Source organism: Aurantimonas manganoxydans SI85-9A1 (assembly GCF_000153465.1).
Taxonomy (GTDB): Bacteria; Pseudomonadota; Alphaproteobacteria; order Rhizobiales; family Rhizobiaceae; genus Aurantimonas; species Aurantimonas manganoxydans.
The window spans coordinates 1,924,216-1,937,274 of the sequence record NZ_CH672387.1; the positions used below are offsets into that span (position 1 = coordinate 1,924,216).

Annotated in this window: 11 protein-coding genes and 1 pseudogene; 6 read left to right on the plus strand and 6 right to left on the minus strand. The window is 68.0% G+C overall.

The window, feature by feature from the left end; all coding sequences use genetic code 11:
* Nucleotides 1-63: 63 nt before the first annotated feature.
* The 6 genes from lexA to SI859A1_RS09120 are packed head-to-tail and all read right to left on the minus strand — an operon-like array spanning nt 64 to nt 6,291.
* A complete protein-coding gene (gene lexA / locus SI859A1_RS09095) occupies nt 64-783 on the minus strand; it encodes a transcriptional repressor LexA (protein ID WP_009209496.1) in 720 nt (239 codons plus the stop codon).
* A 43-nt stretch (nt 784-826) separates the two neighbouring features.
* Nucleotides 827-2,068 (minus strand): molybdopterin molybdotransferase MoeA, encoded by a 1,242-nt coding sequence (locus SI859A1_RS09100; RefSeq protein WP_009209497.1) that lies wholly within the window; start codon nt 2,066-2,068, stop codon nt 827-829.
* Nucleotides 2,065-2,565: a cyclic pyranopterin monophosphate synthase MoaC gene (gene moaC / locus SI859A1_RS09105; protein ID WP_009209498.1), complete on the minus strand. Its 501-nt coding sequence runs from the start codon at nt 2,563-2,565 to the stop codon at nt 2,065-2,067. Before moaC ends, SI859A1_RS09100 begins: the two co-directional genes overlap by 4 nt.
* A complete protein-coding gene (gene trpC / locus SI859A1_RS09110; protein ID WP_009209499.1) occupies nt 2,562-3,377 on the minus strand; it encodes an indole-3-glycerol phosphate synthase TrpC in 816 nt (271 codons plus the stop codon). The genes moaC and trpC overlap by 4 nt, the downstream gene beginning before the upstream one ends.
* The gene (gene trpD, locus SI859A1_RS09115) at nt 3,374-4,405 is read right to left on the minus strand and encodes an anthranilate phosphoribosyltransferase (protein ID WP_009209500.1); all 1,032 of its coding nucleotides are present in this window, start codon (nt 4,403-4,405) and stop codon (nt 3,374-3,376) included. Before trpD ends, trpC begins: the two co-directional genes overlap by 4 nt.
* Nucleotides 4,402-6,291, minus strand: a complete 1,890-nt coding sequence (locus SI859A1_RS09120; protein ID WP_009209501.1) for a peptidyl-prolyl cis-trans isomerase — start codon at nt 6,289-6,291, stop codon at nt 4,402-4,404. Before SI859A1_RS09120 ends, trpD begins: the two co-directional genes overlap by 4 nt.
* A 182-nt stretch (nt 6,292-6,473) precedes the next feature.
* Here SI859A1_RS09120 and tpiA point away from each other — a divergent pair, with 182 nt between their 5' ends.
* The 6 genes and pseudogenes from tpiA to eno all read left to right on the plus strand — a co-directional run bounded on the left by tpiA (nt 6,474) and on the right by eno (nt 13,021).
* Complete coding sequence (gene tpiA, locus SI859A1_RS09125) at nt 6,474-7,229, plus strand: triose-phosphate isomerase (RefSeq protein ID WP_009209502.1); 756 nt, start codon at nt 6,474-6,476, stop codon at nt 7,227-7,229.
* 116 nt (nt 7,230-7,345) lie between these two features.
* A pseudogene (secG, locus tag SI859A1_RS20325) lies at nt 7,346-7,840 on the plus strand (preprotein translocase subunit SecG); the annotation flags it as partial.
* A 287-nt stretch (nt 7,841-8,127) separates the two neighbouring features.
* The gene (locus SI859A1_RS09135; RefSeq protein ID WP_009209504.1) at nt 8,128-9,756 is read left to right on the plus strand and encodes a CTP synthase; all 1,629 of its coding nucleotides are present in this window, start codon (nt 8,128-8,130) and stop codon (nt 9,754-9,756) included.
* A gap of 158 nt (nt 9,757-9,914) precedes the next feature.
* Nucleotides 9,915-10,781 (plus strand): VOC family protein, encoded by an 867-nt coding sequence (locus tag SI859A1_RS09145; protein WP_050767494.1) that lies wholly within the window; start codon nt 9,915-9,917, stop codon nt 10,779-10,781.
* Nucleotides 10,778-11,614: a 3-deoxy-8-phosphooctulonate synthase gene (gene kdsA / locus SI859A1_RS09150; protein WP_009209506.1), complete on the plus strand. Its 837-nt coding sequence runs from the start codon at nt 10,778-10,780 to the stop codon at nt 11,612-11,614. The genes SI859A1_RS09145 and kdsA overlap by 4 nt, the downstream gene beginning before the upstream one ends.
* A 126-nt stretch (nt 11,615-11,740) precedes the next feature.
* Nucleotides 11,741-13,021 (plus strand): phosphopyruvate hydratase, encoded by a 1,281-nt coding sequence (gene eno, locus SI859A1_RS09155; protein WP_009209507.1) that lies wholly within the window; start codon nt 11,741-11,743, stop codon nt 13,019-13,021.
* Nucleotides 13,022-13,059: the final 38 nt, after the last annotated feature.

Below are 13,059 nucleotides of genomic sequence, written 5' to 3' on the forward strand. Positions count from 1 at the left end.
TGGGCCGCGAGTCGCGAGGGGCCTCTTGCTGGTCCTGCGCCGACCGCGTTCCGTTGGAAGCGGTCAGTAGCGGCGGATCAGGCCGATCAGCTTGCCCTGGACCTTGACCCGGTCCGAGCCGAAGATCCGGGTTTCGTAGGCCGGGTTGGCCGCCTCCAGCGCGATGGTATCGCCGCGACGGCGGAAGCGCTTCAGGGTCGCTTCTTCGTCGTCGACGAGCGCGACCACGATCTCGCCCGGCGTCGCCGTGTCGCCCCGGCGGATGACCACGGTGTCACCGTCGAGAATGCCCGCCTCGATCATTGAATCGCCCTTCACTTCGAGGGCGTAGTGCTCGCCGCTGCCCAGCATGTCCGGCGGAACGACGATGGAATGGGTGTTGTGCTGGATGGCCGAGATCGGCACGCCGGCGGCGATGCGCCCCATGACCGGAATGGCCGTCGAGGCGGACGCCTTGGCCGGCGACGGCTGCGACGCAGGGGCTGGACGGGCGGTGTCGCGACTGCCTTCGATCACACTCGGCTTGAAGCCGGTGCGCCCGACGGGGGCCGGGCGGTTGCCCTGGATCGATTCAGGAAGTTTCAGGATTTCCAGTGCGCGGGCACGATTGGGCAGGCGGCGGATGAAGCCCCGTTCCTCGAGCGCGGTGATCAGGCGGTGAATGCCGGACTTGGACCGCAGATCCAGCGCGTCCTTCATTTCATCGAAGGACGGGGGCACACCAGTCTCGCGCACCCGATCGTTCACGAAGACCAGAAGATCGTGCTGCTTGCGCGTCAGCATCCGGGCGACTCCTCAAAACAAAACCTGAACAAACCTATCTGTTCTAGTTGTGTTCCGCAAGTGGCTCCAGCGTCGTCAGGGGGACGTAATCGCAGGGATCGCCCGCTTCGGCCGGTGCGGCTGCGACCGGGCGCACGAGCAGCGCATCGGCCGCGGCATAGATCGACAGCAGCGAGGAATCCTGTCTCGACAACGGCACGATGCGGGGCAGGCCGGCGCCGTCCGGCTCGATCCGTGCACGCACGAAATCCGTGCGGTCGCCATTGTCCGGCATCGGCGCGGCGAGAACGCCCCGGCGGTAGAGCGGACGCGCGGGACGGCCCGCGAGGCGCCGGACCAGCGGGCCGAGGAACAGGGTCGCGGCGACCATGGAGGAGGCCGGATTGCCCGGCAGGCCGACGACCCGCATGTCGCCCAGCCTGCCAGCCATCAGCGGCTTGCCGGGACGCATCGCCACCTTCCAGAAGTCGAGGGAGACGCCATGGGCGGCGAACACCTTGCCGACGAGATCGTGGTCGCCGACCGATGCGCCGCCGATGGTGACGAAGATGTCGGCGCCCTCAGTGATCGCCTGCGTCAGCTGGGCATCGATGGCGGCTTCCCGGTCGGGCGCGATCCCGCAATTCAGCGGCAGGCCGCCGGCCTCGCGCACCAGCGCGGCGACACCGAAGGTGTTGGAAGCGACAATCTGCGAGGGGCCGATGGCCTCTCCGGGCAGGACGAGTTCGTCGCCGGTCGCCAGGATCGCCACACGGGGCCGGCTGCGAACCGGGATCGCCGGATGGCCGCCACTGGCGGCGAGCGCGATGGCGCCCGGGGTGAGCACGGTGCCGGCGGTCAGAAGCGGCGTGCCCGCCGCAAAATCGATTCCCGCCGGACGGATGTGCTGGCCGACGGCGACCGGCGCCGTCGCCGTGACGGTGCCGTCCCGGCGGTCGGCATTCTCCTGGATCAGGATGGCGTCGGCGCCAGTGGGAACCGGCGCCCCGGTGGAGATGCGGATGGTCTCGCCCGGCTGCAGCGTGCCTTCAAAGGCGTGGCCGGCGGCCGATTCGCCGACGAGCCGCAGCGAGGGGAAGGGCGCTTTGTCCCCAAGGTCGGCGGCGCGGACCGCGTAGCCGTCCATGGCGGAGGCGTCGAAGGCCGGCTGGGTGCGCAGCGAGGCAAGGTTCGCAGCCAGAATGCGGCCCGAGGCGTCGCGCAGGGGCAGAGTCTCGGTTCGGGCAAGGGGGCGGGCGTCCTCGACGAGGAGACGATAGGCCTCCTCGACGGGGATGAGACTCACGACGCGGCGTCCGCCGACCAGTCGCCGGAGCGGCCGCCGGATTTCGCCAGAAGGCGGATGCCGCTGATGGTCATGGAGCGGTCGACCGCCTTGGCCATGTCGTAGATGGTGAGGCAGGCGACCGAAACGGCCATCAGCGCTTCCATTTCCACGCCGGTCTTGCCGCCGACGCGCGCCGTCGCCGTGACCCGCAGGCCGGGCAATGCGGGCTCGGCGGCGATCTCGACACCGATCTTCTCCAGCATCAGCGGATGGCAGAGCGGGATCAGCTCGTGGGTCTTTTTGGCGCCCATGATGCCGGCGATGCGGGCAATGCCGATGACGTCGCCCTTCTTGGCCTCGCCGGCCAGGATCAGGTCAAGCGTTGCCGGCTCCATCATCACGAAGCCTTCGGCCTCGGCGACGCGGCGCGTGCGGTCCTTGTCGCCGACATCAACCATCGACGCGGCGCCGGTGGCGTCGAGATGCGTCAGCGTGGCATCGCGCGGATTGCTCATGCGGGCACCGTGACGGCAGGATCGCCGCCGATCAGCGCCCGCGTCGCCGCCTCGACATCGTCCTGACGCATCAGGCTCTCGCCGACGAGGAAGGTGCGGATGCCGTGTCCGGCGAGGCGCTGGCAGTCGGCATGGGTGAAGATGCCGCTTTCACCGACCAGGACGCGATCGTCGGGCACGAGGGCGGCGAGCCGCTCGGCGGTGTCCAGCGAAGTCTCGAAGGTGCGCAGATTGCGGTTGTTGATGCCCAGAAGCGGCGAGGCGAGGGCAAGCGCCCGCTCGGTCTCGGCCTCGTCATGCACCTCGACCAGCACATCCAGGCCATAGGCGACGGCCGCGGCTTCGAGGTCGCGGGCGAGCGCGTCGTCGACAGCGGCCATGATGATCAGGATGGCGTCGGCGCCCCAGGCCCGGGCCTCGGTCACCTGATAGGTGTCGTAGAGAAAATCCTTGCGTAGCGCGGGCAGGCTCGTCGCCGCGCGCGCCGCCGTCAGGAAGGACGGATCGCCCTGAAAGGACGGCGCATCGGTGAGGACGCTGAGACAGGCGGCGCCGCCGCGTTCATAGGCGGCAGCGAGGGCGGGCGGATCGAAATCCTCGCGGATCAGGCCCTTGGACGGACTTGCCTTCTTCACTTCGGCGATGAGCGCAAACTCGCCTGCGCTATGACGCGCGCCGAGCGCCGCCGCAAAGCCGCGCGGCGGCTCGACGGACGCGAACTGCCCTTCGAGATCCGCCTGCGAGATCCGCCCCTTGGCGGCGGCGATCTCCTCGCGCTTGTAAGCTTCGATCCGCTGCAGGATGTCGCTCATTTGGTTTCCCCCGCAATTGCCTGGGTGACCGCCGCAAGCCGCTCCAGCGCGGCGCGGGCGCGGCCGCTGTCGATGGCGTCGGCCGCCTTGGCGATGCCTTCGCGCAGATCGGCCGAATGGCCCGACATGACCAGTGCGCCGGCCGCGTTGAGGAGGACGATCTCGCGATAGGCGTTGTCGGACCCGTCGAGAACGCCGCGCAAGGCGGTCGCGTTGGTCGCGGCGTCGCCGCCTTTGATGTCGGCCAGCGGCCAGCGGCGCAGGCCGACATCCTCCGGCTCGATGGCGAACTGGCGGATCTCGCCATTCTCGAGCGCCGCGACTTCGGTCGTGCCGCAGACCGTCATCTCGTCCAGACCCTCGCCATGGACGAGCCAGGCGGATTCGGTGCCGAGCGCGCGCAGCGTCTCGGCCATCGGCACCAGCCATTCACGCGAGAACGAGCCCAACAGCAGCTTGCCGACACCGGCCGGGTTGGACATCGGTCCGAGCAGGTTGAAGATCGTGCGGGTGCCGAGCTCGACGCGGCTCGGCCCGACGAACCGCATGGCGGCGTGGTGGGTCGGCGCGAACATGAAACAGATGCCGGCGTCCGCGAGGGCCCGCGAAATGGCGTCCGGCTTCAGGTCGACATTGACCCCGAGCGCCATCAGGACATCGGCCGCGCCGGATTTCGACGACAGGGCGCGGTTGCCGTGCTTGGCGACGACGAGGCCGCAGCCGGCCAGAACGAAGGCCGAGCAGGTGGACACGTTCAGCGTGCCAGCGTGATCGCCGCCGGTGCCGACGATGTCGACGGCCCCCGCCGGCGCCTCGACCCGCAACATGTTGGCGCGCATGACATCCACCGCGCCGGCCATCTCGTCGACGGTTTCGCCGCGCACGCGCAGCGCCATCAGGAAGCCGCCGATCTGCGACGGCGTCGCTTCGCCGGACATCATGACCGAAAAGGCCTCGCCGGCCTCGGCACGGTCCAGCGTCTCGCCCGCCGCGACCTTGGCGATGAAGGGTTTCAGGCTCTGGCTCAACGGATCAGGGCCTTCGCCCGCTCGATGCCCGCCGGGTGAACGGCGATGGCGGTGTCGTTCTGGAGCAGCGACACATAGGTCTCCAGAATGTCGTTCTCGAGCATGCCGGTCATCTGGCTGCGCTCGTTGGCGGCGACGTTGGCCGCCGGGTCCGCCGGGGGCGCAACCTCGACGACGCGCAGGACGATCTGCGAGCCGGCCTCGCGACCGGCCGCCGTGGCGACCGTGCCGGTTCCGCCGGAGAACGCCGCGTTCACGCCGGCCTGGCCGAGTTCCGACACGCCGGACTGGCGCGAGACCGCCGCTGCCGTGCGGGCTTCGGCGCCGGCCGCGGCCGCAGCATCCGCCATGCTCCGGCCGGCCTGCAGCTCGGTCTTCATCTGCTCGGCGCGCTCGGCGAGCTGCCTGTCCGTCTCGGCGGCCTTCCAGTCGGCCAGTACCCGGTCGCGCACCTCGTCGAGGGTACGGTCGCGGGCGGGGTCGATGCTGATCACGTCATAGAAGACGTAGCCGTTGGACTGGAAGTTGATCGGCACATTGTCGAGGCCGGGCTCGGTCTCGAAGACGCCGGGCAGGAATTCCTGCGCCGACGGCTGTTCGGCGACGGGCTGGCCGTCCGGACCGTTGCCCTCGCGGTCGACGGCCGGGATCGTCTGCACCGTCAGACCGGCACTCTGCGCCCCTTCGGCGAAGGTCGCGCCGCCGGCGCGGGCATCCTCGAAGGCGTTGTAGGCGCTGTTGGCCGTATCGCTGGCCGCCACGAGTGCCAGTGCGGAGCGAATCTCGTCGGAGACCTCTTCCAGCGTCTGCACGGTTTCCGGCTGGATTTCGGTAACCTGCAGGAGCACCGGGCCGAAGGCGCCGCTGACCACGTCCGACACGTCGCCCTCGGCGAGGGAGAAGGCCGCCTCGGCGACCGTCGCATCGGGGATCTGCGACCGGGTGACGAGGCCGAGGTCGATATCGGTCGGGCTGCGGCCGGCCTCGCTCGCGACATCGGCAAAGCTGGTGCCCGCTTCGAGCTTGGCCTTGCCAGCTTGCGCAGCCGCCTCGTCGGGGAAGGCGATCTGCTGCACCCGGCGCTGCTCGGCAGTGGTGTAGCGCTCCTTGTACTGCTCGTAATCCGCCGCGACCGCCTCGTCGGTGATCGTCGTCGGGTCCGCCATCGCCTCGGGCGTCAGCACCGCGTAGGCCACCGAGCGATATTCCGGCGCGGCGTAGGTCTCGATATTTTCCTGGAAATAGGTCGTCAGAACCTCGTCCGACGGGTCGGCGACGGGAGGAATGGTGGCGGGGGTCAGCGTCACATACTCGATCGTGCGCCGCTCGCCATTGTAGAGACCGAGCGCCGTGGAGAAGGCGTCGGGAATGGCGATGCCTTCGGAGACCGCGTCGACGATCTGGCTGCGCACCGCCTGGTTCTCCTGGCCGCGAATGTAATCGGTCTCGCTGATCCGGGCGTTGTAGAGCGCATTCTGGAACTGGGCGCGGGAGAAATTGCCCGAGGCATCCTGGAAGGTCGGGTCCTCGGCGATGACCTGGGCAAGGCGGTCCTGCGACAGGCCGAGATCGATGCGACGTCCCTGTTCGTCGAGGACGGCGCCGGCGACGAGTTGGCTGATGACGGACTGGCCGACGCCAAACATCTCGGCTTCCTCGGCGGTGGGCCGGCGGCCGATCTGCTGGGCGAGGCGGGATTGAGCCCGGTTGTACGCCAGTGCATAGTCCTGCAGCGACACTTCGGTCTCGCCAGCGGTCAGCACGGCATTCGCCACCCCGCCGCGAAAGACGTCGCCGATGCCCCAGACGGCAAAGCTGAGCACGAGAAGGCCGAGCAGGATCTTGGCCGTCCAGCCGGAAATGCTGCCGCGGAGCGTGTTGAGCATGATGGTCTCCCGTTCGCCCGACAAGGATCGCCGCGCGAGAGGCGATCCTGGGCATTCTGTTCCGTGCCTTTTAGGAAACCGGGCCCGTCGGACGCAAGCGACCCGCACGATTGATTTACGCCCTTCGATGCGTAAGGTCCGCGCCGGGCCCTGGGCGCCTGACAAAGAGCTGAGGAAACACGATGGCACCGACGCCGCTGATTGCCGGAAACTGGAAGATGAACGGGCTCCTGAAGGAGCTGGGTGAGCTGCAGACGCTGGCCGAAGCCGCCGGCGCGGGTCTCAACCAGGGCCGCGACATCCTGATCTGCCCGCCGGCCACGATGCTGTCGGCGAGCTTCGGCATTCTCGGCAATCATGTCGCCGTGGGCGGGCAGGATTGCCATTCGGCCGAAAGCGGCGCCCATACCGGCGACATTTCCGCCGCCATGCTGAAGGATGTCGGCGCGCGTTACGTGATCGTCGGCCATTCCGAGCGCCGCGCCGATCACGGCGAGAGCGACGAACTGGTCCGCGCCAAGGCCGAGGCGGCGATGGCCGCCGGCCTGATCGCGGTGATCTGCATCGGCGAGACCGAAGCGGAACGCGATGCCGACGCGACGATCGACGTCCTAGCGCGGCAACTGGCCAGCTCGCTGCCGGACGACATGGACGGCAACCGGGTCGTCGTCGCTTACGAGCCGGTCTGGGCGATCGGCACCGGCAAGACGCCGACGGCAGACGATGTGCGGCACATCCACGACTTCATCCGCCGGACGCTGGTCGAGCGTTTCGGCGACGCCGGAAACGGCGTCCGCATCCTGTATGGCGGGTCGGTGAAACCTGGCAATGCGGCCGAACTCCTGGCGATCGACAATGTCGACGGAGCCCTTGTCGGCGGAGCCAGCTTGAAGGCGTCGGACTTCATCGCGATATGTCAGGCGTCGCCGACAGCCTGACCGGAACGACACGGGCCGCGCGCCCAATCGCCCGCAAATGCCGAATACGGTTGGAAAGCGGGCGTCGCTTCTGTAGAAGGCGCGCAATTATCGAATAGACGCGTTGCGAAAGTTCCATGGAAACCATTCTTATCATCATCCACTTGATGATCGTCGTGACGCTCGTCGTCGTCGTTCTGTTGCAGCGCTCCGAAGGCGGTGCGCTTGGCATCGGTGGCGGTGGCGGCGGCATGATGTCAGCCCGCGGTGCCGCCAATGCGCTGACCCGCACGACCGGCATCCTGGCGGCGGCGTTCTTCGTCACCTCGCTGTCCCTCGGCATCCTGGCCCGCTACGGCGCCCAGCCGACCGACATCCTGGACCGCCTGCCGGCCAATCAGAGCGACCAGAGCGCGCCGGCCGGTGACGGCAGCGATCAGGGCGGCAGCCTCCTGGATCAGCTGGGCGGTCTTCCCGAGCAGCCGCAGGCTCCCGCTGGCGGCGCCGCGACCGAGACGGCACCGGTCGCCGCCGACGCACCGAGCGCGGCTCCGTCGCTGCCCGACGAGGCACCGGCGGCCCCGACCGGCGAGACCACCGCGGCTCCGGCGCAGCCGGCACCGGCGGCCGAGGAAGTTCCCGCACCGGCCACCGAGGCAGCACCTGTCGAGGAAATTCCTACCAACCCGGCCGAGGATGCACCGGGCGTCGAAGACGCGCCGACCGTTCCGCCCGTCGAGGAGCCGGCCGCAGGCACGACGCGACCGTCCGACGAGCCGGCCGCGCCGCAGAACGGCCAGTAGCGCTTCGTTCGCCCATTGAACGTCATCGGCGGGGCACCTTCGGGTGCCCCGCTGGTTTTTCGCATGTGTAAAAAGTGACTGGCGGAATCATCTCCGCCGCGATATCGGGAAGGCCCATGGCGCGATATATCTTCATCACCGGCGGCGTGGTCTCTTCTCTCGGCAAGGGCATTGCATCGGCCGCACTCGGTGCACTCCTGCAGGCACGCGGTTATCGCGTGCGGCTGCGGAAGCTCGACCCCTATCTCAACGTCGATCCGGGCACGATGAGCCCGACGCAGCACGGCGAGGTGTTCGTCACTGACGACGGTGCCGAGACCGATCTGGATCTCGGCCATTACGAGCGCTTCACCGGCCGCTCGGCCAACCGGATGGACAACATCACCACCGGGCGGATCTATCAGGAGATCATCGCGAAGGAGCGCCGCGGCGACTATCTCGGCGCAACGGTTCAGGTCATCCCGCACGTCACCGACGCCATCAAGGAATTCGTTCTCGACGGGAACGAGGATTTCGATTTCGTCCTCTGCGAGATCGGCGGCACGGTCGGCGACATCGAGGCGCTGCCGTTCTTCGAGGCGATCCGCCAGCTTGGCAACGACCTGCCGCGGGGCGGCGCGATCTACGTCCATCTGACGCTGATGCCGTACATTCCGACGGCCGGCGAACTGAAGACCAAGCCCACGCAGCATTCGGTGCGCGAACTGCGCGCCATCGGCATTCAGCCGGACATCCTGCTGGTGCGCGCCGACCGGCAGGTGCCGGCGGAAGAGCGCCGCAAGATGAGCCTGTTCTGCAATGTCCGGGAAACGGCGGTCATCCAGGCGCTGGACGTCGCGACGATCTACGATGTGCCGATCGCCTATCATCATGAAGGTCTCGACACCGAGGTGCTGGCCGCCTTCGGCATCGATCCGGCGCCCAAGCCGCAGCTCCAGCTCTGGCACCAGGTGACGGACGGCATTCGCCATCCCGAGGGCGAGGTGACCATCGCCATCGTCGGCAAATATACCGGCCTCAAGGACGCCTACAAATCGCTGATCGAGGCGCTGCAGCATGGCGGCATCGCCAACAAGGTGCGCGTCAAGCTCGACTGGATCGAATCGGAGGTCTTCGAGCAGGAGGACCCGACGCCGTATCTGGAGCGGGTGAACGGCATTCTGGTGCCCGGCGGCTTCGGTGAGCGCGGCTCGGAGGGCAAGATCCTCGCGGCCAAGTTCGCGCGTGAGCGCAACGTGCCGTATTTCGGCATCTGCTTCGGCATGCAGATGGCGGTGATCGAGGCGGCCCGTTCGCTGGCCGGCATCGAGAAGGCCGGCTCGACTGAATTCGGCGATCCCGAGGAAGCCGTCGTCGGCTTGATGACCGAATGGCTGAAGGGCAACGAGTTGGAGCAGCGCGCCAAGAAGGGCGACCTCGGCGGCACCATGCGCCTCGGCGCCTATGCGGCGAGCCTCAAGGAAGGCTCGAAGATCGCCGAGATCTATGGCGACACCACCATCGAGGAGCGCCATCGCCACCGCTACGAGGTCAACCGCGCCTATCGCGAGCCGCTGGAGGCCGTCGGCATGAGCTTTGCGGGCATGTCGCCGGACGGCCTTCTGCCGGAGACGGTCGAACTGGCCGACCATCCTTGGTTCATCGGGGTGCAGTACCATCCGGAGCTGAAGTCGCGCCCGTTCGAGCCGCATCCGCTGTTCGCCAGCTTCATCGCCGCCGCCGTCGAGCGTTCGCGGCTGGTCTAGGCCTCTGCAGCCGTGCCGGCCCGGTGCGGCTGCGTCCCCGTGATGAGCAAGCCGCCCTTCGGGGAATGCCGGTCGCTGGCGATGTCCGGCATGCGGGCCCGGCCAGGCTGGGCGCCGCGCATCTGGAAATGCCGGGGGAGATCGAATAGGCCGTGACCATGCGCGCGATCGATCATCTCGTCCTGTCCTTCGATGACCTCGTCACGGCCCGTGAACGGCTGGGCGCGCTCCGCTTCACCGTCGCACCGGATGCTGTCCATCCCTTCGGCACCGGCAATGCCTGCGTGTTTCTCGCCGACGGCGTCTATCTCGAACCGCTGGCGGTCGTGGACGCGGCGGCACAGGCCGAAGCGCTGGCGGCCGGGAATTTCTTCGTCGCGCGGGATGCTGCGTTCCGGGCTGAACAGGACCTGCCGGGCTTTTCCGGCCTCGCATTCCGGTCGGCGGATGCGCTGGGCGATCGCGACGCGCTGACGGCGCAGGATCTCGGCGAACCGGCGACCGTCGATTTCTCCCGTACGTTCCGACAAAGCGACGGTGCCGGGGCGACCTTGTCGTTTCGCCTGGCCTTCGCCCGCCTGCTGCCCGGATTCGTCGCGTCGCTGTTCTTCTGCGAGGCTCGCCACAGCGTCGCTCCGGATCGCTCGGCGCTGGCACGCCATGCCAATGGGGCCAAGGGTCTCCTGCGCATCGTCCTCGTCGGGACGGTCGATGAGGAGACGCGCCGGCTTCTGGAGACGATTACTGGATCGGCGCTGACAAGCGACGGCAGTGGCGGCGCGACACTGGCCTCGGCGAATGTCGTTCTGGAGTTCCTGACGCCCTCCCTTGCGCAGGCCCGGTATGGCGCTGCGGCCGTTGACGATCGGCTGCGGCTCGCCGGGATGGTCCTGGCGGTTACGGATCTCGATCAAGCCCGCGCCGCACTTGCGCCGGATGGCGTGACGGAGCGGGACGGACGGATCGTCGCCACGCTCGGTTCCGCCAGCACACCCTTCATCGCCTTCGAGGAGAGACCATCATGACAGCGCCCAACGGCACCGTCGCGGCTCGCAACACCGTGTTCGACAATTACCGGCCCTTCGCGCTGATCGCCGGCCCATGCCAGATGGAGAGCCGCGACCACGCGATGATGATCGCGGAGAAGATGAAGCGGATCACCGACGATCTGGGCATCGGCTACGTCTTCAAGGCGAGCTTCGACAAGGCGAATCGCACCAGCCTGCAGGGCCGGCGCGGCATCGGGCTGGCCGACGCGCTGCCGGTCTTCGAGGAAGTGGCGCGGACCTTCGACCTGCCGGTGCTGACCGACGTCCACACCGAGGAACAGTGCCGCGAAGCGGGAACGGTCTGCGACATCCTGCAGATTCCGGCGTTTCTTTGCCGGCAGACCGACCTTCTGATCGCGGCGGCGGGCACAGGCCGGGTGGTCAACATCAAGAAGGGCCAGTTCCTGGCGCCCTGGGACATGAGCAACGTGCTCGCCAAGGTCACCGAGAGCGGCAATCCCAACGTGCTCCTGACCGAACGCGGCGCGTCCTTCGGCTACAACACGCTGGTTTCCGATTTCCGCGCCCTGCCGATCATGGCCGGGATGGGCGCGCCGGTTGTCTTCGACGCCACCCACTCCGTGCAGCAGCCGGGCGGACAGGGCGGGTCGTCGGGCGGCGAGCGCCGCTTCGTCGAGACGCTGTCGCGGGCCGCCGTCGCGGTCGGCGTCGCCGGCCTGTTCATCGAGACCCACGAGGACCCGGACAACGCGCCGTCGGACGGCCCCAACATGGTGCCGCTGGACCGCATGCCGGAACTCCTGAAGCGCCTGCAGGCGCTGGATGCGGTTGCCAAGGGCTTCGACTGAACCAATGCATGCCGGAGCGTCGGCAGGGCCGTCAGCGCCATCGCCGCCGACCGCGGCCAGAATCAGTTCAATCCGTCACATGCCTGGTCTAGAAGGCTGGCAGAACCACACTTGGAGGCACCCCGCATGACCGCGATCATCGACATCATCGGACGCGAAATTCTCGACAGCCGGGGCAATCCCACGGTCGAGGTTGACGTCATCCTGGAAGACGGCACGCTGGCCCGCGCGGCGGTGCCGTCCGGTGCCTCGACGGGCGCGCATGAGGCGGTCGAGCTGCGCGACGGCGGCAGCCGCTACATGGGCAAGGGCGTCCAGAAGGCGGTCGACGCGGTCAATGGCGAGATCCTCGAGGCGATCGGCGGCTACGAGGCCGAGGACCAGATCCGCATCGACGCCGCCATGCGCGAGCTCGACGGCACCCCGAACAAGAGCCGCCTCGGCGCCAACGCGATCCTCGGCGTGTCGCTGGCGGTGGCCAAGGCCGCGGCCGATGCAGCAGCTCTGCCGCTCTACCGCTATGTCGGCGGCGCCTCGGCGCATGTGCTGCCCGTGCCGATGATGAACATCATCAATGGCGGCGCCCATGCCGACAACCCGATCGACTTCCAGGAATTCATGATCATGCCGGTCGGCGCCGAGCGCTTCTCGGATGCGCTGCGGATGGGCGCGGAAGTCTTCCACACGCTGAAGAAGATGCTGAAGGACGCCGGCCACAACACCAATGTCGGCGACGAGGGCGGCTTCGCGCCGGGTCTGGCATCGGCTAAGGACGGCCTCGACTTCGTCATGCGGGCGATCGAGAAGGCCGGCTACAAGCCCGGCGAGGACATGTTCCTGGCGCTCGACTGCGCCTCTACCGAGTTCTTCAAGAACGACGTCTACGATCTGGAAGGCGAGGGGCGGAAGCTGTCGCCGGACGACATGGCCGGCTATCTGGCCGAGCTCGCCGGCGCCTATCCGATCATCTCGATCGAGGACGGCATGGCCGAGGACGACTGGGCCGGCTGGAAGACGCTGACCGAGAAGACCGGTGCCACCGTGCAACTCGTCGGCGACGATCTCTTCGTGACCAATTCGGAGCGCCTGCGCGACGGCATCGCCAAGGGCGTCGCCAACTCCATCCTCGTCAAGGTCAACCAGATCGGCACGCTCACCGAGACGCTGGACGCGGTCAGTGTCGCGCATCGGGCCGGCTACACCGCCGTGATGTCGCACCGCTCGGGCGAGACCGAGGATTCAACCATCGCCGATCTCGCCGTCGCGACCAATTGTGGGCAGATCAAGACCGGTTCGCTGGCCCGTTCGGACAGGCTCGCCAAGTACAACCAGCTTCTGCGGATCGAAGAGGAACTGGGCGACCAGGCAGTCTATGCCGGTCGCTCGATCCTGCGCACGCGCGGCTGACAAGCCTGCCGCTTCGGCGGCGCACGGAACGAACCAGA

What these genes read in the sequence shown, in the direction of transcription:
- lexA (WP_009209496.1), bottom strand. Translation starts at nt 783, where the DNA reads ATGCTGACGCGCAAGCAGCACGATCTTCTGGTCTTCGTGAACGATCGG.
- moaC (WP_009209498.1), bottom strand. Translation starts at nt 2,565, where the DNA reads ATGAGCAATCCGCGCGATGCCACGCTGACGCATCTCGACGCCACCGGC.
- trpC (WP_009209499.1), bottom strand. Translation starts at nt 3,377, where the DNA reads ATGAGCGACATCCTGCAGCGGATCGAAGCTTACAAGCGCGAGGAGATC.
- SI859A1_RS09120 (WP_009209501.1), bottom strand. Translation starts at nt 6,291, where the DNA reads ATGCTCAACACGCTCCGCGGCAGCATTTCCGGCTGGACGGCCAAGATC.
- tpiA (WP_009209502.1), top strand. Translation starts at nt 6,474, where the DNA reads ATGGCACCGACGCCGCTGATTGCCGGAAACTGGAAGATGAACGGGCTC.
- SI859A1_RS09135 (WP_009209504.1), top strand. Translation starts at nt 8,128, where the DNA reads ATGGCGCGATATATCTTCATCACCGGCGGCGTGGTCTCTTCTCTCGGC.
- SI859A1_RS09145 (WP_050767494.1), top strand. Translation starts at nt 9,915, where the DNA reads ATGCGCGCGATCGATCATCTCGTCCTGTCCTTCGATGACCTCGTCACG.
- kdsA (WP_009209506.1), top strand. Translation starts at nt 10,778, where the DNA reads ATGACAGCGCCCAACGGCACCGTCGCGGCTCGCAACACCGTGTTCGAC.
- eno (WP_009209507.1), top strand. Translation starts at nt 11,741, where the DNA reads ATGACCGCGATCATCGACATCATCGGACGCGAAATTCTCGACAGCCGG.